Origin of the sequence: Pseudomonas sp. s4 (assembly GCF_046764235.1) — a bacterium.
In the GTDB taxonomy this organism is placed as follows: Bacteria; Pseudomonadota; Gammaproteobacteria; order Pseudomonadales; family Pseudomonadaceae; genus Aquipseudomonas; species Aquipseudomonas asiatica.
The window spans coordinates 6,136,682-6,160,948 of the sequence record NZ_CP177209.1 but is presented as its reverse complement, the minus strand read 5'-3'; the positions used below and the strand labels follow the sequence as shown (position 1 = coordinate 6,160,948).

Sequence of the window (24,267 nt, the reverse complement as noted above, 5' to 3'; positions counted from 1 at the left end):
GACACAAGGCCGCTCCTACAGGGACCGCGCAGCTTTCAGATCAGCTCTTTCAGGCGATGCCACAGCATCCCCAACGCCAGCAGCGGCGAGCGCAGGTGCTTGCCGCCGGGGAAGGTGATGTGCGGCACCTTGGCAAACAGGTCGAACCGCCCGCTTTCCTGGCCGCTGATGGCTTCGCCGAGCAGGCGCGCAGCCAAGTGGGTGGCGTTGAGCCCATGGCCGGAGTAGGCCTGGGCGTAATACACGTTCGGCTGGCTGGCCAGGCGGCCAACCTGTGGCAGGCGGTTGGCGCCGATGCCGATCATGCCACCCCACTGGTAGTCGATGCGCACGTCGGCCAGTTGCGGGAAAACCTTGAGCATCTTTGGCCGCATGTAGGCGGCGATGTCCTTCGGGTCGCGGCCTGAATAGTGGCAGGCACCGCCGAACAACAGGCGCTGGTCGGCGGACAGGCGGTAATAGTCCAGTGCCACGCGCTGGTCACACACCGCCATGTTCTGCGGCAGCAGCGAACGGGCACGTTCCTCGCCCAGCGGCTCGGTGGCGATGATGTAGCTGCCGGCTGGCAGCACCTTGCCGCCCAGTTCGCGGTTGAGGTCGTTGTGGTAGGCGTTGCAGCACAGCACCAGAGTCTTGGCGCGTACCCGGCCTTGGGCGGTGTGTACCTGTACTTCCGGGCCGTAGTCGATGCGTGTGACCTCGGACTGCTCGAACAGCTTCACACCCAGGCGGCTGGCCACGGCAGCCTCACCCAGGGCCAGGTTGAGCGGGTGCAGGTGCCCGGAACCCATGTCGACCAGCCCGCCGACATAACAGTCGGCACCGACCACGCTGTGGATATCGTCCTTGCCGACCAGGCGCAGTTCATGTGCGTAGCCGAGGGTGCGCAGTTCTTCAGCATCCTCCGCAAAGCCCAGCAGTTCGGCGGGTTTGTTGGCCAGGTCGCAGTAGCCCCAAGTCAGGTCGCAGGCGATGGCATGCTTTTCGATCCGCTCGCGGACGATCTGCACGGCTTCCAGGCCCATCAGTTTCAGGCTGCGCACGCCTTCCTCGCCGATGACCGGGAGGAATTGCTCCAGGCCGTGGCCGACGCCACGGATCAGTTGCCCACCATTGCGCCCGCTGGCGCCCCAACCGAGCTTGCGCGCCTCCAGCAGGATGACCGAAAAGCCGCGCTCGGCCAGTTCGATGGCGGTGTTCAGGCCCGAGTAGCCGCCGCCAACGATACACACGTCGGCGCTGTGCTCGCCTTGCAGGAAGGAGTGGTCGGGGTGTGGCGCGCTGCTGGCGGCGTAGTAGGAGGCGGCGTGCTGCGCGCTGTGGATCATTGGGCAGGTCCTGAGGCTGGTGGGCTGAGGGGGAGGAGGATAAGCCGGGGCTTCGGGGAGGGGCAACCGGCCTCATCGCCGGCAAGCCAGCTCCCACAGGGTCCGCGTGGCACTTGAGACCGACGGTGTACCTGTGGGAGCCGGCTTGCCGGCGATTGGCCTTATAATTCAACCTCAGTTCTCAGACTTGTACCCAGCCATGTCCTGCAACCGCCACAAGATCCACTTCCTGCGCGAACTCATCCCTTCCTTCGAGTGCGAGCCCGGCTGCCACGATTGCTGCGGCCCGGTCACCACTTCGGCGGAAGAAATGGCCCGCCTGCCGCGCAAGTCCCAGGCCGAGCAGGACGCCGCCCTGGAGCGCCTGGACTGTGTGCACCTGGGCCCCAACGGCTGCACGGTGTATGAAGAGCGCCCGATGATCTGCCGCCTGTTCGGCACCACCCCGCGCCTGGCCTGCCCGCGTGGCCGTGGCCCTGAACAGATGATCGAGCCCGCTGCCGAGCAGCTGGTCCACCAGTTCATTGCCACTACCCGCCAGGTGCTTGTCTGACTTCAGTCCGGGATCGGCAGGCAAAGGCTCTCTTTCACCTCTTCCATCACGATGTAGCTCTTCGATTCGCGCACGTGCGGCAGCTTCAGCAGGATGTCGCCGAGCAGCTTGCGGTAAGAGGCCATCTCGGAAATACGCGCCTTCACCAGGTAGTCGAAGTCGCCTGAAACCAGGTGGCATTCCAGCACGTGGGGCAGTTTCAGCACCGCGCGGCGGAACTCCTCGAAGGTGTCGCCCGATTTGTAGTCCAGGCTGATTTCCACGAACACCAGCAGGCTGCCCTTGAGGTGCTGCGGGTTCAGGCGGGCGTTGTAGCCCATGATGATGCCCTCGCGCTCCAGGCGGCGGACCCGCTCGGTGCAAGGGGTGGTGGAAAGCCCAACTTTCTCGCCCAGTTCGGTGAAGGAAATACGCCCGTCATTCTGCAGGATACGCAGGATGTTACGGTCGATCTTGTCCAGTTCACGCTTGCTCTGGTGCTGGGTTCTCATAGGGGATGCCCCTCCGTGAAAGGCGATTTTGCCGAGAATTCTCGCCAATAATAGGCTTTTATATAGTGAATTGCACTGCCTTCAAATTCCTATACTGCGCGCATTCATGCCATTTCAATAAAAGTCTGCGGCGCGCCGCGTGCGAGGGATAAAACGATGCGAGTTCTGGTACTTGGTAGCGGTGTGATCGGAACCGCCAGTGCCTACTATCTGGCCCGGCAAGGTTTCGAAGTAACGGTGGTCGATCGCCAGCCGGCGGTGGCCATGGAAACCAGCTTTGCCAACGCCGGCCAGATCTCGCCCGGCTATGCCTCGCCCTGGGCCGCCCCAGGCGTGCCGCTGAAGGCCATCAAATGGCTGCTGGAGCGCCACGCGCCCCTGGCCATCAAGCTCACCGGCGACGTCGACCAGTACCTGTGGATGGCACAGATGCTGCGCAACTGCACCGCCAGCCGTTACGCGGTGAACAAGGAGCGCATGGTGCGCCTGTCCGAGTACAGCCGTGACTGCCTCGACGAACTGCGCGCCGAAACCGGCATCGCCTACGAAAACCGCAGCCTGGGCACCACCCAGCTGTTCCGTACCCAGGCCCAGGTGGATGCCGCGGCCAAGGACATTGCCGTGCTGGAACAGTCCGGCGTGCCTTACGAGCTGCTTGACCGCGACGCCATTGCCCGCGTCGAACCGGCCCTGGCTGGCGTCAAGGACATCCTGGCCGGCGCCCTGCGCCTGCCAAACGACCAGACTGGCGACTGCCAGCTGTTCACCACCAAGCTTGCCGAAATGGCCGTGAAGCTGGGCGTGGAGTTCCGCTTCGGCCAGGACATCCAGCGCCTGGACTTCGCGGGTGACCGCATCAATGGCGTGTGGATCGACGGCAAGCTGGAAACCGCCGACCGTTACGTGCTGGCGCTGGGCAGCTACTCGCCGCAGATGCTCAAGCCGCTGGGCATCAAGGCCCCGGTATACCCGCTGAAGGGCTACTCGCTGACCGTGCCGATCACCAACGCCGACATGGCCCCGACCTCGACCATTCTCGACGAGACCTACAAGGTCGCCATTACCCGTTTCGACAACCGTATCCGCGTCGGCGGCATGGCTGAGATCGCCGGTTTTGACCTGTCGTTGAACCCGCGTCGGCGCGAAACGCTGGAGATGATCGTCAACGACCTTTATCCTCGCGGCGGTGATCTGAGCCAGGCCAGCTTCTGGACCGGCCTGCGCCCGGCGACCCCGGACGGCACGCCGATCGTTGGTGCCACGGCGTACCGCAACCTGTTCCTGAACACCGGTCACGGTACTTTGGGCTGGACCATGGCGTGCGGCTCCGGTCGCCTGCTGGCCGACCTGATTGCGCGCAAGAAGCCGCAGATCAGTGCCGAAGGCCTGGACATTTCCCGTTATGGCAACAGCCCGGAAGTGGCCAAGCACGGGCAGACTGCGCCGGCTCACCAGCAGTAAGTTCGCCTGTACCGGCCTCTTCGCGGGCGAGCCCGCGAAGAACCCAACACCGTTTTCAACCTGTGAACCACCATAAGGCAGCCGCCATGCGTCCCGCCCGCGCCCTGATCGACCTCCAGGCCCTGCGCCACAACTACCGTCTGGCCCGTGAACTGACCGGTGCCAAAGCCCTCGCCGTGATCAAGGCCGACGCCTACGGCCACGGCGCCGTGCGCTGTGCCCTGGCCCTGGAGGCCGAAGCCGACGGCTTTGCCGTGGCCTGCATCGAAGAAGCGCTGGAACTGCGCGCCGCCGGTATCAAGGCCCCGGTGCTGCTGCTGGAAGGTTTCTTCGAAGCCAGCGAACTGGCCCTGATCGCCGAGCACGACCTATGGTGCGTTGTGCACTCGCTGTGGCAACTGGAAGCGATCGAAAAGACCCAGCTGCACAAGCCGCTCAGCGTCTGGCTCAAGCTCGACAGCGGCATGCACCGCGTCGGCCTGCACCCCAAGGACTACCACGAGGCCTACCAGCGCCTGCTGGCCAGCGGCAAGGTCGCGCGCATCGTGCTGATGAGCCACTTCGCTCGCGCCGACGAACTGGATGCCGACGCTACCGCCCAGCAGATCGCCGTGTTCGAGGCCGCACGCCAGGGCCTGGCCGCCGAGTGCAGCCTGCGCAACTCCCCCGGTGTGCTGGGCTGGCCGCAGGCCCCTAGCGACTGGGTGCGCCCGGGCCTGATGCTGTACGGTGCCACACCGTTCGAAGTGGCCCAGGCCGAGGCCGAGCGCCTGCAACCGGTGATGACCCTGCAATCGCGGGTGATCAGCCTGCGCGAACTGCCTGCCGGCGAGCCGGTGGGCTATGGCGCCAAGTTCGTCAGCCCACGGCCAACCCGCGTTGGTGTGGTTGCCATGGGCTATGCCGATGGCTACCCGCGCCAGGCGCCCAACGGTACCCCAGTGCTGGTCGCCGGCAAGCGCACCCAACTGATCGGCCGGGTGTCGATGGATATGCTCAGCATCGACCTGACCGACGTTCCAGAAGCCACCGTCGGCAGCCCGGTCGAACTGTGGGGCAAACATGTGCTGGCCAGTGAAGTGGCTGCGCACGCGGGTACCATTCCGTACCAGATTTTCTGCAACCTGAAGCGAGTACCGCGGGACTACATCGGCGAATGACACGCTGAAGCGGACAGGTTGAGGGGCGGTGTGTTGTAAATACTGAACGGCATTGCCATGATATCGTTCACATCCACCCCCCTTTCCACCGTTTCAGGAGGCTCCAGCTTTGGACGTCGGCGAACGACTGCAAGCCATCCGCAAGCTCAAGGGCCTGTCCCAGCGTGAACTCGCCAAGCGTGCCGGCGTGACCAACAGCACCATCTCGATGATCGAGAAGAACAGCGTGAGCCCGTCGATCAGCTCCCTGCGCAAGGTGCTGAGCGGCATTCCCATGTCGATGGTCGAGTTCTTTTCGGTCGAACTGGAACCTGAAAGCCCCACGCAGATCGTCTACAAGGCCCATGAGCTGATCGATATCTCCGACGGTGCGGTGACCATGAAGCTGGTCGGCAAGTCGCACCCCAACCGTGCCATCGCCTTTCTAACCGAGGTGTATCCACCGGGTGCGGACACGGGTGCCGAAATGCTTACCCATGACGGGGAGGAAACCGGCATCCTGCTCGAAGGCCGCCTGGAGCTGGTAGTCGGCAACGAGATCTTCATCCTTGAAGAGGGTGACAGCTACTACTTCGAAAGCACCCGCCCACACCGTTTTCGCAACCCGTTCGACCGGCCGGCGCGGTTGATCAGTGCGGCGACGCCTTCAAACTTTTGATCCAGCGCAGTGCATTGATTCGGCAATACCCCTTTCCCGTGTGGGGTCGTTTCACGGCCTCTGGGTTCCCGCTATACTTTTCAACGCTCGCCGATCCGTGGCCGCGAGCGTGATTAGCCACCATGAGGGTGTTCGCGTGAACCAAATCAAGAAGATGCTGGCCGTACCAGCAGCCGTATTCGCCCTCTGGGCAATGAGCGCAACCGCTGCGACCAATGATGACATCGCCAAGCGCCTGGAGCCGGTTGGCCAGGTGTGCGTCCAGGGCCAGGAGTGCAAGGGCATGGAAGTGGCCGCCGCCGCAGGTGGCGGTGGTGCCAAGACGCCGGACGAGATCATCGCCAAGCACTGCAATGCCTGCCATGGCTCCGGCCTGCTCGGCGCACCGAAGATTGGCGATACCGCGGCGTGGAAGGAACGCGCCGACCACCAGGGAGGCCTGGACGGCATCCTGGCCAAGGCCATTACCGGCATCAACGCCATGCCACCGAAAGGCACCTGCGCAGACTGCTCGGATGACGACCTGAAAGGGGCGATCAAGAAGATGTCCGGGCTGTGAGAAACAGCTGAATTGCATGAAGCCCGCCGTTGATGGCGGGCTTTGTTTTTGTGGCGCCTTTACCGGCCCTTTCGCGGCTAAAGCCGCTCCCACAGGTACAGTGCAGGCTTCAAGGATTGTGGGGTCCCTATGGGAACTCACAGGTGCAGCACAGGACTCAAGGGCAGTGAGGTCTCTGTAGGAGCGGCTTTAGCCGCGAAAGGGCCGGCACAGGCAACCAACCCACCAAAGCCCATGTCCAACCCCTGAACCCATGGATGTCTCAGGAGGCCCCGATGCACCTCTGCTCCATCGACCAGGCCGTCGAGCAAGTCCTGTCGCGCCTGCCAGCCCATATCCACATGGGCCTGCCGCTGGGCCTGGGCAAGCCCAATGCCTTCGTCAATGCGCTTTACGCCCGCATCCGCGAGCTGCCCGAACGGCAGCTGACCATCTACACGGCCCTGTCCCTCGGCCGCCCGCCACTGGGGGATGGCCTGCAGCGGCGCTTTCTCGAGCCCTTCGTCGAGCGCGTCTTCGCCGACTATGAAGAACTTACCTACCTCGCCGACCTGCGCAATGACAGCCTGCCGCCGAACATCCAGGTTGAACAATTCTTCATGCAGCCCGGCAGCCTGTTGCACAGCGATTCGGCCCAGCAAAGCTACATCAGCAGCAACTACAGCCACGCAGCACGTGACATCAACGCCAAGGGCCTGAACCTGATCGCGCAGCTGGTGGCCGCCACGCCCGAGAGGCCGGTGCACCTGAGCCTGGCTTGCAACCCCGACATCACCCTCGACCTGCTGCCGATGATCGCCAAGCGCCGCGCTGCCGGCGAGACCATCCTCATGCTCGGCCAGGTGCATGCCGAGCTGCCTTACATGCCGGGTGACGCCGAGCTACCAATCGACACGTTCGACCTGCTGATCGATACAGCCGAGCAACGCCGCCTGTTCTCCACGCCGAACATGCCGGTTAACACCCAGGACCACTGCATCGGCCTGCACGCCAGCAGCCTGGTTCGCGACGGCGGCACGCTACAGATCGGCATTGGTGCCATGGGCGATGCGGTAGCTGCCGCATTGCTGGCGCGTCAGGGTGACAACGCCGGTTATCGTGCCGTGCTCGACGCGCTGGGTGCTGGCTCGTGGCAAGCGCTGATCGAACGGGAAGGGGGCCTGAATACCTTCGCCCAAGGCCTGTACGGCTGCAGCGAGATGTTCGTCAACGGCTTGCTGGCGCTGGCCGAAGCGGGCCTGTTGCGGCGCCCGGCGGACGAGCAGGTGGCGGCAGTGCTGCATGGCGGTTTCTTCCTCGGCCCCCAGGCGTTCTACCAGCGCTTGCGCGACATGCCGCTGGAACAGCGCGCACGGTTTGCCATGACTCGTATCAGCTTCATCAACGAGCTGTACGGGCAGGAGGAACTCAAGCGCCGGCAACGCCGCGATGCGCGCTTCATCAACAGCGTATTCGGCATGACCCTGCTTGGCGCTGGGGTGGCTGACCAGCTGGAGGATGGCCGAGTACTCAGTGGCGTGGGCGGGCAGTACAACTTCGTCGCCCAGGGCCATGCGCTGGAGGGCGGGCGTTCGATCCTGCTGCTGCGCAGCTGGCGTGAGGCGGGCGGGGAGGTGACCTCGAACCTGTTCTGGAACTATGGCCATTGCACCATCCCCCGACACCTGCGCGATATCGTGGTGACCGAGTACGGCATTGCCGACCTGCGTGGGCAGACCGACAGCGAGGTGATTGCGCGGTTGCTGGCGGTATGTGATTCGCGGTTCCAGCAGGGGCTGATCGAGCAGGCAAAGGATGCCGGCAAGCTGGCCAAGGATTTTCAACTGGAGGCGTGCTTTACCGACAATACGCCGCAGCGGCTGGAGGCGATCAGGGCGCGGCATTCGCGGTTGTTCCCGGAGTATCCGCTGGGTACGGACTTTACGGCTGAAGAGCGGGATTTGCTGCGGGCGCTGAACTGGTTGAAGAGCAAGTTCAAGCTGAGCGAGGTGCTGGAGCTGGGCAAGGCAGCGCTGGATGCGCCGGGGCCGGAGGGCTATGCGAGGCATCTTGTGCGGATGCAGCTGGATCAGCCGCAGGGGCTGAAGGAAGAGCTTTACCAGCGGTTGCTGCTGGCGGGGTTGGCGGCTGCCAGATAGAGAGGATTGAGGCCATTCGCGGGCACGCCCGCTCCCACAGGTACACCACAGCATTCAAAACCTGTGGTTTACCTGTGGGAGCGGGCGTGCCCGCGAAGCAGGCGCCGCGATTACTCGATGAAGGTAACCACACCACCTTCCAGCGACTTCACCCGGGCCAGCGACTCGACGCGATAGCCCTGGCTGTCCAGCTCGGCACGGCCGCCCTGGAACGACTTCTCGATCACGATACCCAGGCCGGCCACGGTGGCGCCGGCCTGCTTGATGATCGAGATCAGGGCCTGCGACGCCTTGCCGTTGGCCAGGAAGTCGTCGATCACCAGCACGCGGTCGCTGCTGTTGAGGTGACGCGGCGAGATGGCCACGGTGTTCTCGGTCTGCTTGGTGAAGGAATACACCGAGGCGGTCAGCAGGTTCTCGGTCAGGGTCAGCGACTGGTGCTTGCGGGCGAAGATCACCGGCACGCCCAGCTTCAGGCCAGTCATCACCGCCGGTGCAATGCCCGAGGCTTCGATGGTGACGATCTTGGTCACGCCCGCGTCGGCGAACAGGCGGGCGAACTCGTCACCGATCAGCTGCATCAGCGCAGGGTCGATCTGGTGGTTGAGAAACGCATCGACTTTGAGAACCTGATCGGAAAGCACGATGCCTTCTTCGCGAATCTTCTGATGCAGTGCTTCCACTGTGGTATTCCTCGATGTAACAAAGGTCGCCGCAAATAGCGGCAAAGTTAAAGAGTAATGGTTGATCAGCGTTTGAGCATTGCCCGGATATCGGCCAGGGCATTGTTGCCCCGTGCGGCCTTTACCTCGACCGGCGCATCGTCAAGGCCCTCCCAGGCCAGGTCGTCCGGTGGCAGTTCGTCGAGGAACCGGCTGGGCGTGCAGTCGATGATTTCACCGTACTGCTTGCGCTTGGCGGCGAAGGTGAAGGCCAGGGTCTGGCGCGCGCGGGTGATGCCCACGTAGGCCAGGCGTCGTTCCTCTTCGATGGTGTCGGCCTCGATGCTGGAGCGGTGCGGGAGGATTTCCTCTTCCATGCCCATGATGAACACGTATGGGAATTCCAGGCCCTTGGAGGCATGCAGAGTCATCATCTGCACACCTTCGGCGTTCTCTTCCTCTTCCTGCTGGCGCTCGAGCATGTCGCGCAGCACCAGCTTGCCGATGGCGTCCTCGATGGTCATGTCACCCTCTTCGTCCTTCTCGAGGGTGTTCTTCAGCGCTTCGACCAGGAACCAGACGTTGCTGATGCGGAACTCGGCAGCCTTGTCGCTGGCGGTCTGCTGGCGGATCCAGTTCTCGTAGTCGATATCGCGGATCATCTCGTGCAGCGCGGCAATCGGGTCTTCCAGGGCAACCTTGTGGCGCACCCCGTCCAGCCAATGCTTGAAGCGCTGCAAACGCTCGGTGTAGCGGGCGTCCAGATGCTCGCCCAGGCCAAGCTCCTCGCTGGCGGCGTACATCGAAATACCGCGCTCGGTGGCGTAGTTGCCGAGTTTTTCCAGGGTGGTGGAGCCGATTTCGCGGCGGGGTACGTTGATCACCCGCAGGTAGGCGTTGTCATCGTCCGGGTTCACCAGCAGACGCAGGTAGGCCATCAGGTCCTTGACCTCCTGGCGGCCGAAGAAGCTGTTGCCGCCCGACAGGCGATATGGCACCTGGTGGTGCTGCAGCTTCAGTTCGATCAGCTTGGCCTGGTAGTTGCCGCGGTAGAGGATGGCAAAGTCGCTGTACGGACGGTTGGTGCGCAGGTGCAGGGTGAGGATTTCCATAGCCACGCGTTCGGCCTCGGCTTCCTCGTTCTTGCAGCGGATGACGCGGATCTCGTCGCCCACGCCCATCTCGCTCCACAACTGCTTCTCGAACGCGTGCGGGTTGTTGGCAATCAGCACGTTGGCGCAGCGCAGGATGCGGCTGGTGGAGCGGTAGTTCTGCTCCAGCATCACCACCTTCAGGGAGGGGTAGTCCTCCTTGAGCAGCATCAGGTTTTCCGGCCGGGCGCCACGCCAGGCGTAGATCGACTGGTCGTCGTCGCCTACCACGGTGAACTGGTTGCGCATGCCGATCAGCATCTTCACCAGCAGGTACTGGCTGGCGTTGGTGTCCTGGTATTCGTCCACCAGCAGGTAGCGCACGCGGTTCTGCCAGCGCTCCAGCACATCGGGGTGCTCCTGGAACAGCTTGACCGGCAGCAGGATCAGGTCGTCGAAGTCCACCGCGTTGAACGCCTTGAGCGTGCGCTGGTAGTGGGTGTAGACGATGGCGGCAGTCTGCTCGCGCGGGTTGCGCGCCTTCTCCAGGGCCTCGGCGGGCAGGATCAGGTCGTTCTTCCAGGCACCGATCATGTTCTTGATCTCGTCGATGCCGTCGTCGCCGGAGTATTCCTTCTGCATGATGTCCGACAGCAACGCCTTGATGTCGGACTCGTCGAAGATCGAGAAACCCGGCTTGTAGCCCAGGCGCTCGTGCTCCCTGCGGATGATGTTCAGGCCCAGGTTGTGGAATGTGCACACAGTCAGGCCGCGGCCTTCCCCCGGGCGCAGCAGGGTGGCGACCCGTTCCTTCATCTCGCGCGCGGCCTTGTTGGTGAAGGTCATCGCCACGATGTACTGGGCACGGATGCCGCAGTTCTGGATGAGGTGGGCAATCTTGCGCGTGATCACGCTGGTCTTGCCCGAGCCTGCACCGGCGAGCACCAAAAGAGGGCCGCCGACATAGTCACGGGCTTCCTGCTGCCGGGGATTGAGTCGGGACATGCTAGAAACCGGGGGTCGCCAGAAAATAGCCGCGCATTCTAACAGGCATGGGGCGTTTGTGGCGCGACCGTCTGACGTCTGAGTCAAATATGTAAACGGGATTTGCCGGCTGGCGCAGTTTCGCGCAGGATGCACGACAAAATACGTCGGGATGCTACACCCGTAAAAACATGTATTAAATTGAAAATCATTTTCATTAATGCAGTAGCATACCTGGCAGTTTCCGTTGCACCGTGAAGCCTAAGGAGCCCGCTTGTCCACGCCTGTCGAACCATTGCGTTTGCTGCTGTTGGCCGATGAGCCGGAATGGGGCGCGCTGCTACGCGAGTGCATGCCTGCCCAGGGTGGCAGCGCCGTGCTGCTGACGGCGCCGAACTGGGAGTCGGTCGACAACCTGTTCAACCAGGACCGCCAGGCTGTCGTGCTGGCAACCCCGGCCCTGCAGCCCGCGCCTGGGCGCTGCGAGCTGCCGACCATCCTGCTGCTCGACCACGAGCCTCAGTTAGCGCCCAGCGCCGTCAGTGACTGGCTGGTGCGTGACCAGCTCAATGCCGACACCTTGCGTCGCTCGCTGCGCCATGTGCGCGAGCGCGGCGTGCTGGTGGCCACTTTGCAGCGCCTGGCCGAGCAGGATCCGCTGACCGGCATCGCAAACCGCCAAGGCTTCCAGGCCTTGCTGACCGCGCGCCTGGCCGAGAACGACGGCCGTGGCCTTGCCCTCGGCCACCTGGACCTGGACAACTTCCGCCACGTCAACGACGCCCTTGGCCACCAGAGCGGCGACCGCCTGATCCTGCAGGTGGTGGCGCGGCTGAAACAGCAACTGGAGGCGGGCGACCAACTGGCGCGCCTGGGCAGCGACGAGTTCGCCCTGCTGATCGACACCCGACGCGACCCCAACCGTGCCGAGTGGATTGCCGAGCGGATTGTCGAGGCGTTGGCCGAACCCTACTGGATCGACGGCGAAAGCCTGCTGCTGGGCTGCAGCCTGGGCCTGGCCCATGCCCGCGCCCAGGGTGGTGCCGACCCGCTGATGTGGCACGCGCACATCGCCATGCGCCAGGCCAAAGGCAGCCAGGGTTGCACTTTCCATGTGTTCAACGAACGCATCAACCGCAACGCCCGCAGCCTTGCCGACCTGGAAAGCGAACTGCGCCGCGCCCTGCGCCGGGACGAGCTGGAGCTGCATTACCAGCCGCGGTTGAACCTGGCCGACGGGCGTATCGTCGGCCTCGAGGCGCTGGTGCGCTGGCGGCATGCCGAGCGTGGCCTGTTGCCGCCCAGCGAGTTCGTGCCGCTGGCCGAGCAGAGCGGCCTGATCGTGCCGCTGGGCTACTGGGTGATTTCCCGAGCCCTGCGCGACATGCAGGCGCTGTGCGAGCGCGGCCTGGAGCCGCTGCACATGGCGGTCAACCTGAGCTTCCGCCAGTTCCAGGACAGCCAGTTGCTGGCGACCTTGAGCCGCCTGATTCTCGAACATGGCGTGGATGCCCGCTGGCTGGAGTTCGAATTGACCGAAACGGCAGTGATGCGCCGCAACGAACTGGTGCGCCAGACCATGGACGCCCTGGGGCGCCTGGGCGTGCGCTTCTCGCTCGATGATTTCGGTACCGGGTTCTCTTCGTTCGTGCACCTCAACAGCCTGCCGATCACCTTGCTCAAGGTGGACCGCAGCTTTGTCGCGGAAATGGAAATGCGCGAGGAGAACCGCAAGCTGGTGCACGCCATGATCAACCTGGCGCACAACCTCAACCTCGAAGTAGTGGCCGAAGGTGTGGAGAGTGAAGAGCAGATGGCGTTGCTGCGCGGGTTTGGCTGTGACCAGGTGCAGGGCTTCCTGGTCAGCAAGCCGCTGCCGGTGGGGGAGTTGATGGAGTTCTTGCTGGATTACAGCAAGCCGAAGCTGGTTAGCCTGTGACATCGCAGGGGAGGGCTTCGCCCTCCTTTCGCGACACAAGGCCGCTCCCACATTGATCGGCGAACGCATTCCCATGTGGGAGCGGCCTTGCGTCGCGAAAGGGCTGCAAAGCAGCCCCGGCAATCACACAGACACTGCCGACCCGTCAGCCAGACCTGCCTTGCCCAAAAGCCGCTTCATGCGCCACTCAAAGCCAAAGGTCAGTGCCACCGCCGCACACGCCAGCCCCAACGCCAGCCCCCACCACACCCCGACTGCGCCACCGCCCAGGGTAAAGGTGAACAGCCAGGCGCTCGGCGCCCCTACCAGCCAGTAGCACACCAGCCCGATCAGGAAGGTCGTCTTGGCATCCTTCAGCCCACGGATCGAGCCCATCGCGATCGTCTGCATGCCATCGAACAGCTCGAACCACGCAGCCACCATCAGCAACTGCACCGCCAGCTGGAAGATCGCCGCAAATGCCGGGTCGTCACTGTCGATGAACAGCCCCACCAGCGTATCGGGCAGCAGCCAGAACAGCGCGGCGAAGGCAAACATGATCATCGCCCCGAAGCCTATGCCCACCCGCCCGGCACTGCGCGCCGCCAGCAGGTTGCCGGCGCCGTAGTACAGCCCCACGCGCATGGTCACCGCATACGACAACCCGGTTGGCACCATGAACGCTGTGGAGACGATCTGCAGGGCGATCTGGTGCGCTGCCAGCTCGGTGCTGCCCAGCACGCCCATGCACAGCGCGGCGAAGGCGAACAGGCCGACTTCCACCATGTAGGTGCCACCAATCGGCAAGCCCAGCCGCCACAGCTCGCGCAGGGCCGGCAGCGAAGGGCGCGACAGGCCCTTGCGCAATGGGTAGGCGGCATAGGCCGGGTGCCAACGGATATACAGCGCCAAGGCAATGGCCATGCCCATCGACACCACCGCGGTGACCAGGCCGATGCCCATCAGGCCCAGCTTGGGCAGGCCGAACATGCCTTCGATCAGCGCCACGTTGAACAGGTAGTTGAGCACCGTGCCGACCAGGCTGATGACCATCACCGGCGTAGACCGGCCCAGCGCGCTGGTGAAGCCGCGCAACGCCATGAAGGTCAGGTAGCCGGGCAGCGCCAGTGGCAGCAGGGTGAGGAATTCGGCGGCCGATGCAACGTTTTCGGGCTTTTGCCCGAACAGCAGCAGTACCGGTTCAAGGTTCCACAACACCAGCGCAGCGAACAGCGCCAGGCTCCAGGCCAGCCACAGGCCACCCTGCGCCAGGCGGGTGGCGCCCTCGATGTCGTTGGCGCCCTTGCGAATGGCCACCAGGGTGCCGACCGCAGCGATCACGCCAAGGCAGAAGATCGACACGAACGAGTAGCTCGCCGCACCCAGGCCGCCGCCAGCCAGGGCTTGCGGGCTGATGCGGGCCATCATCAGGGTATCGGTCAGCACCATCAGCATGTGCGCCAACTGCGAGGCGATCAGCGGCCCGGCCAGGCGCAGCAAAGCCTTGAGTTCTGTGGTGGGCGCGACATGCATGGGGGCAGTCCTTTTCCTGGGGTGATCAACGAAGGGCGATTCTGAGGCTTTGGTCAACTTTGCACAAAAGGATAAAAGCGATCATTGGCATGAGTCTGACTCATGTATATATGCTTCCCGGTGATTCATTTCACAGCCCCGTATGGCAGGTGCCTCATGTCCCGTCAGCTCCCCCCGCTGTATGCCCTGCGCGCATTCGAAGCCGCCGCGCGGCTAAGCTCCTTCACCCGTGCCGGCGAAGAGCTGTCGATTACCCAGAGCGCGGTCAGCCGGCATATCCGCACGCTGGAGGAGCACTTTGCCTGCCGCCTGTTCGTGCGCAGCGGCCGCAGCCTGCAACTGACCGAAGCGGCGCGGGTGCTGCTGCCCGGTGTGCGTGAAGGCTTTGCCGCGCTGGAACGGGCTTGCGATACCTTGCGCGGTGAGGATGACATCCTGCGCATGAAGGCTCCCTCGACCCTGACCATGCGCTGGTTGCTGGCGCGCCTTAGCCGCTTTCGCCACTTGCAGCCTGGCAACGAAGTGCAGCTGACCAGCGCCTGGATGGATGTCGACCATGTGGACTTCAACCAGGAGCCGTTCGATTGCGCGGTGTTGCTCAGCGACGGGGTGTTCCCGCCGGAATGGGAAGTGCGCAGGTTGTTCCCGGAACTGCTGATCCCCGTGGGTGCGCCAGACCTGCTCGACGAGGAACCCTGGGACGAGCGTCGGCTGGCCTGCATAGAGCTGCTGCACCCCACGGTGGACAAGCGCGACTGGCGGGAATGGCTGGAGCGCATGGGGTTGAGTGACAAGGTTTCGCTCAAGGGCGGGCAGGTGTTCGACACCCTGGAGCTGGGCATGATTGCCGCTGCGCGTGGCTACGGCATTTCCATGGGTGATTTGCTGATGGTGGCCGAAGATGTGGCGCAGGGGCGCTTGAGCCTGCCTTGGCCGACGGCCGTGCCCAGCGGGATGGATTATTACCTGGTGTGGCCGCGCACTCGGCCAGGGGGCGAGCGGTTGCGGCGTTTGAGCGCGTTTCTGGAAGAGGAGGTGGCGGCGATGGATTTGCCGGATGTGCAGATCCTGCCGCCCCTTTGATCGCCTGTGCCGGCCTCTTCGCGGGCTTGCCCGCTCCCACAGGTTTGGGGGCAACTGTCTGTGTTGCCTGCCCTGGCCTCATCGCCGGCAAGCCAGCTCCCACAGGGACTGCATTTGCCTCAGGCTCGATGCCATCCTGTGGGAGCTGGCTTGCCGGCGATAGGGCCGCGAAGCGGCCCCTGCGATCTACAGCCTTACATCGAGCCCAGGTTCAACGCCTGTGCACACGCCTGCAGCGACCGACGCTCGCTCTGCGCATACAGCGCCAGCTCATCCTGCACCTGCAGCCCCAGCGCTGCTTCGAACGCATCGCGGTTGGCGTTGCTGCCGTACTCGGCCTGCGCATCGTCACCCAGGTTGGACTGGAAGATCCCCGCCGCGCTCACCGGCAGGAAGTCCTCGTACACCAGCGCCTCGAAATGCACATGGCCAGCCTCGATCAGCCCATCCAGTGTGGTCGGGCGGTCGTCCTGGTCGCGCGCAGCCAGGCCTTTCTCGGTGGCGAAGTAGCGGAAGTAGGCCAGCCCTTGTTCACGCATCTGCGCCAGGTCGTCCGGGAACTCGGCAAAGGTGTCCTTCAACAACGCCATGTAGCGTTCGGCATTGGCCTCGGCCGGGGCGCCACCCAGGGCGGCGCGGGTGGCGTCTAGCAGCTTGTCGTACAGCTGGCGGCCTTTCGGCGTCAGCGCCGCGCCGCGTTGCTCGATTTCGCCGAAGCGCGCGGTGTGGCTGCCCTGCTGGTCGCTGAACGCAACCTTTTCCTGCAGGGCCTTGAAGCTGGTCTGGCGCAGCAGGATCGGATGGCGGCGGGTGGGCGGGCCCTCGACCACGGCCTTTGGCGGGATGCCCTTGGCCGGCATGCCGAGCTGGATTGCATCGATGTCAAGGGTGCGCGGGGTCAGGTGGTTGATGTGCGGGCCCTTGAAGGCCACCACATCGGCGATCAGGCGGTGCTGGTCGTGCAACTGCTGGTACTGCTCGGCAGTGACGGTGGCGTCATGGTGCCAGCGGAAGGTGTGCAGCGCTTCTTGCACGAACACCTCGGCATCGGCGGCATTCAGGCCACCATCGCGCTCGCATTGGTCGATCAGCTCTAGGGCGCGGGCGGTGAAGATCTGGCGCTTGGCCAGGATGCTCTCTGCCAGCTCGCGCAGTTGCGGGTTGTCGATCAGCTCCAGGCGCAGCAGCGAAGTGAATACGCGGAACGGGCTGACGTGCAGCGACTGCTCGTGCACCGCGCGGAAGGCGGTGGAATGCACCGGCACGCCGGCGGAACTAAGGTCGTAGTAGCCGACTGGCTGCATGCCCATGACCGCGAACAACCGGGCGATGGTGGCCAGCTCTGCGGCGGTGCCGACACGGATGGCGCCGTGGCGCTCCTGATCCAGGCGCTCGATTTCGCCGGTCCAGCGCAGGGCCTCGGCAACCTCGGGTTGCTGGGCCATGACCTGCTGGTTGATTTCGCTCACCAGCTCCAGCAGCGTGCCGTACAGGGGCACTTCCTGTTTGTACATGAGCGACATGGCGGCAGAGAACTGCGCGCGGATGCTGTCGGGGCTGACGAAATCGTGGGCGGGCATCGCTAGCTTCCTGGTTGGGTTCGGACGCTTACATGAAAGCTGGGAATGCACTTTGCTCACAAGCGAAAAAAAGTGAGTGTGTCATTCCTTTTTTGATCGACCTCAAGGGCCCTATCGCCGGCAAGCTAGCTCCCACAGGTTGGACACAGGATTCAGCAATTGTGGAGCTCCCTGTGGGAGCTGGCTTGCCGGCGATGGGCCGCAAAGCGGCCCCGGCAATCTCAAGCCTGAAGCTGCTCGCGAATCCATTCCACCAACGCCCTTACCTTGGGCACCTCCGCCGCATGCTCGGCATACGCCAGGTAATGCGCCCCGGCACTGCGCATCGCATGGTTCCACGGCACCACCAAACTCCCCTCGGCCAGCTCCTTCGCCGCCAGATAGCGCGGCACCAACGCCACCCCGCACCCGGCCTGCGCCGCGCTCAAGGCCATGTAGAAGGTATCGAAGCGCGGCCCGTGGTAGGCACTGACGCTCTGCAAGCCCAACTCCAGGAACCACTCGTGCCAGGCCTCTGGCCGCGAGGTGCTCTGCAGCAGCACCAGGTCGGCCAGCTCCCCGGCATCGTTCAGTTCACGCCCGGCCAGCAACTCCGGCGCACATACCGGCACCACCTCTTCACCGAACAGCTCCACGCAGGTGGCCCCCGGCCAAGTACCCTGGCCATAGAAGAACACCACGTCCGCCGATCCTTGCAGCAGGGCGAAAGGCTCCATCTCGTTGCGGATGTCCAGGTGGATGTTGTTGTGGCGCTTGCCAAAACCCTTGAGGTGCGGGATCAACCAGCGCACGCCAAAACTCGGCTGAGTGGCTACCTTCAATATCTCGGTCTGCTCGCCGTAGGTGAGCACGTAGCGGCTGGACATATCCACCTGGGTGAGGATCTTGTTGACCTCGGCCAGGTACAGGCTACCCGCCGGCGTCAGCTGCAGACGGCGGCGGATACGCAGGAACAGGTGGTGGCGCAGCATGTCTTCAAGCTGCGCCACCTGCTTGCTGACTGCGCTCTGGGTCAGGTGCAGCTCTTCGGCGGCACGGGTAAAGCTCAAATGGCGGGCTGCAGCTTCGAAGCACTGCAGGGCGGTCATGGAGGGCACCAGGCGTTTGGACATAGCGGTCTCTGCGGCTCAAATCATTACCTGACGGAATGATATGCGGAATAAAGGTCGTTTGTTGCACCGGTGTGATCGGATTAATACTGATCCACATCATTTTTCCACCCCATCACCCGATGTAGGAGATGCACAAATGGTTGCTGGACTGCTCGAGCGCCTTGGCGTTGCTGCCGAGGCTTACACCCAGGGCGACTACCCTGTTCACACGCCGATCGACGGCAGCCAGATCGCCTCGGTGAAACTGCTCGGCAAGGCCGAGACCATCGCCCGCATCGATCAGGCCCAGAGCGCCTTCGAAGCCTGGCGCAGCGTGCCGGCCCCGCGCCGTGGCGAGCTGGTGCGCCTGTTCGGCGAAGTGCTGCGTGAGCACAAGGCCGACCTCGGCGAGCTGGTTTCGATCGAAGCCGGCAAGATCACCCAGGAAGGCCTGGGCGAAGTGCAGGAAATGATCGACATCTGCGACTTCGCCGTTGGCCTTTCGCGCCAGCTGTACGGCCTGACCATCGCTTCCGAGCGCCCTGGCCACCACATGCGTGAAACCTGGCACCCGCTTGGCGTGGTCGGCGTGATCAGCGCCTTCAACTTCCCGGTCGCAGTCTGGGCCTGGAACACTGCCCTGGCCCTGGTCGCCGGTAACTCGGTGGTATGGAAACCGTCCGAGAAGACCCCGCTGACCGCCCTGGCCTGCCAGGCGCTGTTCGAAAAAGCCCTGAAAGCCTTTGGTGATGCCCCGGCTGGCCTGGCACAACTGGTGATCGGCGGCCGTGAAGCCGGCGAAGCCATGGTCGACGACCCGCGCGTACCGCTGGTCAGCGCCACCGGCAGCACCCGCATGGGGCGCGAAGTCGGCCCGCGTGTGGCTGCCCGCTTCGGCCGCAGCATCCTCGAACTGGGCGGCAACAACGCCATGATCCTGGCCCCGAGCGCCGACCTCGACCTGGCCGTGCGTGGCATCCTGTTCTCCGCAGTCGGCACCGCCGGCCAGCGTTGCACCACCCTGCGCCGCCTGATCGTGCACCGTTCGATCAAGGACGAAGTGGTTGCCCGTGTCAAAGCCGCCTACGGCAAGGTGCGCATCGGTGACCCACGCAAGGACAACCTGGTGGGCCCGCTGATCGACAAGCAGTCGTTCGACGCCATGCAGGGCGCGCTGGCCAAGGCCCGCGACGAAGGTGGCCAGGTATTTGGTGGCGAGCGTCAGCTGGCCGATCAGTACCCGAACGCTTACTACGTATCGCCTGCCATCGCCGAAATGCCGGCGCAGAGCGACGTGGTGCGCCACGAAACCTTCGCCCCGATACTGTACGTGCTGGCCTACGACGACTTCGAAGAGGCCCTGCGCCTGAACAACGAAGTGCCACAAGGCCTGTCGTCATGCATCTTCACCACCGACATCCGTGAGGCCGAACGCTTCCAGAGCGCCTCGGGCAGCGACTGCGGCATCGCCAACGTCAACATCGGCACCAGCGGCGCCGAGATCGGCGGTGCGTTCGGTGGCGAGAAGGAGACTGGCGGTGGCCGTGAGTCCGGTTCGGACGCCTGGAAAGGCTACATGCGTCGCCAGACCAACACCGTGAACTACTCGCGCGAACTGCCGCTGGCGCAGGGTATCGTGTTCGACTGATGTCCGCAGGCGGGGGCTTTGCCCCCGTTTCGCCGGCAAGCCAGCTCCCACACTGTGGGAGCTGGCTTGCCGGCGATGGGCTGCAATGCAGCCCCAACAAGAACAAATTGCTGGAGCCGGGCCATGTCCGAACTGCGTCAAGAATGCTTGTGGGAATTCGTCAGCAAACCGACCGTCGCCGCCCAGGCCCTGGCCGGTGAGCACAAGGCCGATGTCTGTGTGATCGGTGGCGGCATTACCGGCCTGTCGGCGGCCATCCACCTGCTCGAACAGGGCAAGTCGGTGATCCTGCTGGAGGCCTGGAAGATCGGTCACGGCGGCTCCGGGCGCAACGTCGGCCTGGTCAACGCCGGCACCTGGATCCGCCCCGACGATGTCGAGGCCACCCTCGGCCTGCAGCAGGGCAGCCGCCTGAACAAGGTGCTCGGCGAAGCCCCGGCCGAAGTGTTCGCCATGATCGAACGCCTTGGCATCGACTGCCAGGCCCAGCACAAAGGCACGCTGCACATGGCGCACAACGCCACCGGTATCGCCGACCTCGAGGCCCGCCACGAACAATGGCGCCGCCGTGGTGCCGATGTGGAGCTGCTGACCGGCGCCCAATGCCAGGAATACTGCGGCACCGACAAGATTTCCGCCGCGCTGCTCGACCGCCGCGCCGGCACCATCAACCCCATGGGCTACACCCAGGGCCTGGCCGCAGCGGTGGCACGCCTGGGTGGCAAGCTGTTCCAGCAGTCTTCGGTCGAAGGCCTGGAGCGTGACGGCGATGCCTGGCGGGTGAAGACCGCACGTGGTTCGGTGCGCGCCGACAAGGTGGTGATTTCCACCGGCGCCTACACCGAAGGCGACTGGAGCAACCTGCAGAAGCAGTTTTTCCGTGGCTACTACTACCAGGTGGCATCCAAGCCGTTGCAGGGCGCTGCAGCCGACAAGGTGCTGCCACATGGCCAAGGCTCGTGGGACACCCGCACCGTGCTCAGCAGCATCCGTCGCGACGACCAGGGCCGCCTGCTGCTAGGCAGCCTGGGCCGGGTCGACAACAAGCCGGCGTGGTTCGTGCGCAGCTGGGCCGACCGCATCCAGAGCCACTATTACCCGGAGCTGGGCAAGGTCGAGTGGGAAATGCACTGGACCGGCTGCATCGACTTCACCCCAGACCACCTGATGCGCCTGTTCGAACCGGCGCCGGGGCTGGTGGCGGTAACCGGGTACAACGGGCGGGGCAATACCACCGGGACCGTGATTGGCCGGGCGTTTGCCGAGTTCCTGCTGAAGGGGGAGGCGGGCAGCCTGCCGATTCCGTTCTCGCCGATGAAGGGCGTGAGTGCGCCCTCGCTGCGGACTGCGTTCTATGAGTCCGGGTTCTCGCTGTACCACGCGGGGCAATGCCTAAGGGTTGTGTTGTAAGCACCGGCCCTATCGCCGGCAAGCCAGCTCCCACATTGATCGCATTGCTCTTAAAGCCTGTGCAGTGGGAGCCGGCTCGCCGGCGATAGGGCCGGCACAGGCTTACTTGTGCAACCAGCTGAGAAAACCGCCCTTCTTGATCGAAACCGGCTTCTGCAGCAACAACGACTCCCGGCTCTGCCGCCGAAACCGCTGCAACTTGCTCAACGCCGTTTGCACATCGCCGCGTTGCACCAGGCAGCTCTTCACCTGTTCCTTGTCGATCCGATACAGCACGCAACCGGTCAGCGTGCGGAACTCGGCCAGCGAGTCCTCTTCGTCGATGATTCCTTCGATTCCCAGCACCTCGCCCGGCCCCATGCGCCCTGCTTCGACCAGCTTGTCGCCATCGCGGATCGACGCCGAAACCACCCCGCTGCCAATAACCAGCAAATGATCGGAATGCTCGCCCACGCCCAGGATTACCTGGTCGGCCAGGTATTCCACCGCCGTCATGCGCTGGCTCAACGTATCGCGCTCTTCAGCGCTCAGCGAGCGGAACACCCGCACCTCATCCAGCACCTCGCGCTGGCGGCTGCGTGGTGGCATGGCCAGGTCGGTGTTCCACATTACCCCGCTGGCCTCCAGGTGCCGGTGGGCCAGGTCGAACAGCTGATTGCGCGCGTCGCCCTTGGCGCCCGCGTCGGCCACGAAGCCGCTGGCTTCGTACTCCACTGATTCCAGCGTCGAGGCTTTCACCGTCACCTTTGGTCTTGGTGTAGCCAGGATGGCACTGACGCCTTGCAAGGCTTTTTCCAGAGCATCGAACACCCGTTTGGGCCGCACCTTGGCCGGTACCACCACGCTGACCGACACCCCGTGCACATCGGCCGGGCGGCTGTGGTTGAGCAGCCGGGCCTTGGCCGCCACCGAGTTGGGGATCACCGCCAGGCTGCCGGTGCTGGTGAGCAGGCGGGTGGCACGCCAGTCGATTTCCAGCACCTTGCCTTCGGTGCTATCGATGGAGATCGAGTCGCCAATCTGATACGGCCGCGTGGTGTTCAGGATGATGCCACTGAACACGTCGGCCAATGTGCTCTGCAGCGCCAGGCCGATGACGATGGCCATTACCCCCGATGTAGCCAGCAGGCCCTTCACCGGCAACTGCAACACATAACCTGCGGCGGCGACTACCGCAGCCAGGAAGATCAGCGCCCCCAGCACATCCTGCAGCAAACGCCCGCCATGGCTGCCACGGGCACCCAGCAACAGGCCGAACACCACCGTCACCGTGCGTGCGCCGAACAGCCACCAGCCGATCGCCAGTACTGTGGCGATCAGGTTGCGCGAGACATCATCGGGCCAGGGTGGTGGTTGCATCGGGCTCATGCCGGCAGCCACCAGTACCGAGCTGAACAGCAGGAACAGCACCAACCGCGTGCCGATACGCCAGGCGCGTTGCTGGAGAGGAATCAGCTGCCAGAGCGCGAGGTCGAGCAGGATCAGGGCGGTGCCGAGCAACAGCGGGTACGACTGGATGAACGCCAGCATGGTGGTCTCGGGTGAGGGGAGGGCTGTGGGTAGTAATAGAGCAGGTTGGCCGGGCAGGCAATGACAGCCTGTGCCGACCTCTTCGCGGGCTTGCCCGCTCCCACAGATGTTGTGCATGAGTTGATGGATGCGCGATCCCTGTGGGAGCGGGCAAGCCCGCGAAGAGGCCGGCAAATCCAGCATCAATCCATCGTTCACAAAACAGAACGCTAGAGCCAAAAACTGCTATCTACCGCCCAAAAGGTCATGGTTTTAATCTTCTCCCATCAACGCGAAACACCCAACTTACTGAAAAGATCAAAACCTTAGGAGCAACGACCATGACCAACTTCAAATACAACCGCCTGAACAAAGACGACGCCGCTGTCCTGCTGGTCGACCACCAGGCTGGCCTGCTGTCCCTGGTCCGCGACATTGAGCCGGACGCGTTCAAGAACAACGTATTGGCCCTGGCCGACCTGGCCAAGTTCTTCAACCTGCCGACCATCCTCACCACCAGCTTCGAACAAGGCCCCAACGGCCCGCTGGTACCAGAGCTGAAAGCCCTGTTCCCGGACGCCCCCTACATCGCCCGCCCAGGCCAGATCAACGCCTGGGACAACGAGGACTTCGTCAAGGCGGTGAAGGCCACCGGCAAGAAGCAGCTGATCATCGCCGGCGTGGTGACCGAAGTGTGCGTAGCCTTCCCGGCGCTGTCAGCCCTGGAGGAAGAGTTCGAAGTGTTCGTGGTCACCGATGCCTCCGGCACCTTCAACGCCATGACCCGCGACGCCGCCCACGACCGCATGAGCCAGGCCGGCGCACAACTGATGACCTGGTTCGGCGTGGCCTGTGAGCTGCACCGCGACTGGCGTAACGACATCGAAGGCCTGGCCGCGCTGTGCTCCAACCACATCCCGGACTACCGCAACCTGATCACCAGCTACAACGCTTTCAACGCCAGCAAGTAAGCCAGATGCGCGGGCACCGCCAGCCGGTGCCCGCCAAGGCAGCACACCTGTCCAATCCAGCGCCCGTCCGCCGTTGCACAGTGGATGCGGGCAAGCTCATCCCAAGGAACGCCGATGAACACCGCACCCCAAGACAACCGCGACGTAGTGACCGTATGCCTGCAACACAAGGTAATCGCCAGTTCGACGGGCACCACGCCGGCGCAACCGCCGCGCTGGAAGCAGGCGTTGCTGACCTACCTGGTGATCTGCCCGATGACCATGATCATTCCACAACTGCTGGCACCGTTGTTTGCACGCTTTCCGCAGTTGGGGGGCGCGATCACCGGCAATCTGATCGTCAACCTGTTCGTCATCCTGCCCGTGGTGTTCTACATCATGCCTTGGGTAACCCGCCGCTGCGCCAACTGGCTACGTGGCTGAGCCAGGCCTTTACCTC

The 24,267-nt window shown here is 63.9% G+C and carries 20 protein-coding genes; 12 read left to right on the top strand and 8 right to left on the bottom strand.

What is annotated here, in order from left to right; all coding sequences use genetic code 11:
• Nucleotides 1-35 precede the first annotated feature (35 nt).
• The gene (locus ACK56M_RS28520; RefSeq protein ID WP_015272323.1) at nucleotides 36-1,328 is read right to left on the bottom strand and encodes an NAD(P)/FAD-dependent oxidoreductase; all 1,293 of its coding nucleotides are present in this window, start codon (nucleotides 1,326-1,328) and stop codon (nucleotides 36-38) included.
• Nucleotides 1,329-1,527: 199 nt separating this feature from the next.
• On the opposite strand from ACK56M_RS28520, the gene ACK56M_RS28515 reads away from it, so the two are divergent.
• Nucleotides 1,528-1,881, top strand: coding sequence for a YkgJ family cysteine cluster protein (locus tag ACK56M_RS28515; RefSeq protein ID WP_013974780.1), 354 nt, complete (start codon nucleotides 1,528-1,530; stop codon nucleotides 1,879-1,881).
• Nucleotides 1,882-1,883: 2 nt separating this feature from the next.
• On the opposite strand, the gene dadR is transcribed toward ACK56M_RS28515, so the two are convergent.
• Entirely contained in the window at nucleotides 1,884-2,372 is a 489-nt protein-coding gene (gene dadR / locus ACK56M_RS28510) for a transcriptional regulator DadR (protein WP_003258963.1), read from the bottom strand.
• 156 nt (nucleotides 2,373-2,528) lie between these two features.
• Here dadR and dadA point away from each other — a divergent pair, with 156 nt between their 5' ends.
• From dadA to ACK56M_RS28485, 5 genes are all read left to right on the top strand, one after another.
• Complete coding sequence (gene dadA, locus ACK56M_RS28505) at nucleotides 2,529-3,833, top strand: D-amino acid dehydrogenase (RefSeq protein WP_411959175.1); 1,305 nt, start codon at nucleotides 2,529-2,531, stop codon at nucleotides 3,831-3,833.
• A gap of 86 nt (nucleotides 3,834-3,919) precedes the next feature.
• Nucleotides 3,920-4,993, top strand: a complete 1,074-nt coding sequence (alr, locus tag ACK56M_RS28500) for an alanine racemase (RefSeq protein ID WP_085721324.1) — start codon at nucleotides 3,920-3,922, stop codon at nucleotides 4,991-4,993.
• A gap of 109 nt (nucleotides 4,994-5,102) precedes the next feature.
• The gene (locus ACK56M_RS28495) at nucleotides 5,103-5,651 is read left to right on the top strand and encodes a cupin domain-containing protein (RefSeq protein WP_013974777.1); all 549 of its coding nucleotides are present in this window, start codon (nucleotides 5,103-5,105) and stop codon (nucleotides 5,649-5,651) included.
• A 154-nt stretch (nucleotides 5,652-5,805) separates the two neighbouring features.
• The gene (locus ACK56M_RS28490; RefSeq protein ID WP_038408395.1) at nucleotides 5,806-6,210 is read left to right on the top strand and encodes a c-type cytochrome; all 405 of its coding nucleotides are present in this window, start codon (nucleotides 5,806-5,808) and stop codon (nucleotides 6,208-6,210) included.
• A gap of 275 nt (nucleotides 6,211-6,485) precedes the next feature.
• Nucleotides 6,486-8,348, top strand: coding sequence for an acetyl-CoA hydrolase/transferase C-terminal domain-containing protein (locus tag ACK56M_RS28485; protein ID WP_139657912.1), 1,863 nt, complete (start codon nucleotides 6,486-6,488; stop codon nucleotides 8,346-8,348).
• 110 nt (nucleotides 8,349-8,458) lie between these two features.
• On the opposite strand, the gene ACK56M_RS28480 is transcribed toward ACK56M_RS28485, so the two are convergent.
• On the bottom strand, nucleotides 8,459-9,031 hold the full coding sequence (locus ACK56M_RS28480; protein WP_009683322.1) for a xanthine phosphoribosyltransferase: 573 nt from the start codon (nucleotides 9,029-9,031) through the stop codon (nucleotides 8,459-8,461).
• 65 nt (nucleotides 9,032-9,096) lie between these two features.
• Nucleotides 9,097-11,106: a DNA helicase Rep gene (rep, locus tag ACK56M_RS28475; protein WP_015272320.1), complete on the bottom strand. Its 2,010-nt coding sequence runs from the start codon at nucleotides 11,104-11,106 to the stop codon at nucleotides 9,097-9,099.
• Between the two features lie 253 nt (nucleotides 11,107-11,359).
• On the opposite strand from rep, the gene ACK56M_RS28470 reads away from it, so the two are divergent.
• Nucleotides 11,360-13,024: a putative bifunctional diguanylate cyclase/phosphodiesterase gene (locus tag ACK56M_RS28470; RefSeq protein WP_054572020.1), complete on the top strand. Its 1,665-nt coding sequence runs from the start codon at nucleotides 11,360-11,362 to the stop codon at nucleotides 13,022-13,024.
• A 123-nt stretch (nucleotides 13,025-13,147) separates the two neighbouring features.
• Here ACK56M_RS28470 and ACK56M_RS28465 read toward each other — a convergent pair whose 3' ends face one another.
• Complete coding sequence (locus ACK56M_RS28465; protein ID WP_015272318.1) at nucleotides 13,148-14,536, bottom strand: NorM family multidrug efflux MATE transporter; 1,389 nt, start codon at nucleotides 14,534-14,536, stop codon at nucleotides 13,148-13,150.
• 156 nt (nucleotides 14,537-14,692) lie between these two features.
• Between ACK56M_RS28465 and ACK56M_RS28460 the strand changes: the two genes are divergently transcribed.
• A complete protein-coding gene (locus tag ACK56M_RS28460) occupies nucleotides 14,693-15,619 on the top strand; it encodes a LysR substrate-binding domain-containing protein (RefSeq protein WP_015272317.1) in 927 nt (308 codons plus the stop codon).
• 194 nt (nucleotides 15,620-15,813) lie between these two features.
• Here ACK56M_RS28460 and ACK56M_RS28455 read toward each other — a convergent pair whose 3' ends face one another.
• A complete protein-coding gene (locus ACK56M_RS28455) occupies nucleotides 15,814-17,199 on the bottom strand; it encodes a VOC family protein (protein WP_137137766.1) in 1,386 nt (461 codons plus the stop codon).
• Between the two features lie 221 nt (nucleotides 17,200-17,420).
• Nucleotides 17,421-18,311 carry a LysR family transcriptional regulator gene (locus ACK56M_RS28450; RefSeq protein ID WP_015272315.1) on the bottom strand — a complete coding sequence of 297 codons (891 nt, stop codon included), beginning with the start codon at nucleotides 18,309-18,311 and terminating at the stop codon, nucleotides 17,421-17,423.
• A 136-nt stretch (nucleotides 18,312-18,447) separates the two neighbouring features.
• On the opposite strand from ACK56M_RS28450, the gene ACK56M_RS28445 reads away from it, so the two are divergent.
• Together ACK56M_RS28445 and ACK56M_RS28440 are read left to right on the top strand one after the other, a co-directional pair.
• On the top strand, nucleotides 18,448-19,938 hold the full coding sequence (locus ACK56M_RS28445) for an aldehyde dehydrogenase family protein (protein WP_003253547.1): 1,491 nt from the start codon (nucleotides 18,448-18,450) through the stop codon (nucleotides 19,936-19,938).
• A gap of 123 nt (nucleotides 19,939-20,061) precedes the next feature.
• Nucleotides 20,062-21,348, top strand: coding sequence for an NAD(P)/FAD-dependent oxidoreductase (locus ACK56M_RS28440; RefSeq protein WP_013974769.1), 1,287 nt, complete (start codon nucleotides 20,062-20,064; stop codon nucleotides 21,346-21,348).
• 102 nt (nucleotides 21,349-21,450) lie between these two features.
• Here ACK56M_RS28440 and ACK56M_RS28435 read toward each other — a convergent pair whose 3' ends face one another.
• Nucleotides 21,451-22,878, bottom strand: a complete 1,428-nt coding sequence (locus tag ACK56M_RS28435) for a mechanosensitive ion channel family protein (protein WP_054572018.1) — start codon at nucleotides 22,876-22,878, stop codon at nucleotides 21,451-21,453.
• Between the two features lie 320 nt (nucleotides 22,879-23,198).
• Between ACK56M_RS28435 and ycaC the strand changes: the two genes are divergently transcribed.
• Together ycaC and ACK56M_RS28425 are read left to right on the top strand one after the other, a co-directional pair.
• Nucleotides 23,199-23,828: an isochorismate family cysteine hydrolase YcaC gene (gene ycaC / locus ACK56M_RS28430; RefSeq protein ID WP_015272313.1), complete on the top strand. Its 630-nt coding sequence runs from the start codon at nucleotides 23,199-23,201 to the stop codon at nucleotides 23,826-23,828.
• Nucleotides 23,829-23,942: 114 nt separating this feature from the next.
• Nucleotides 23,943-24,251, top strand: coding sequence for a hypothetical protein (locus ACK56M_RS28425; RefSeq protein ID WP_015272312.1), 309 nt, complete (start codon nucleotides 23,943-23,945; stop codon nucleotides 24,249-24,251).
• Nucleotides 24,252-24,267: the final 16 nt, after the last annotated feature.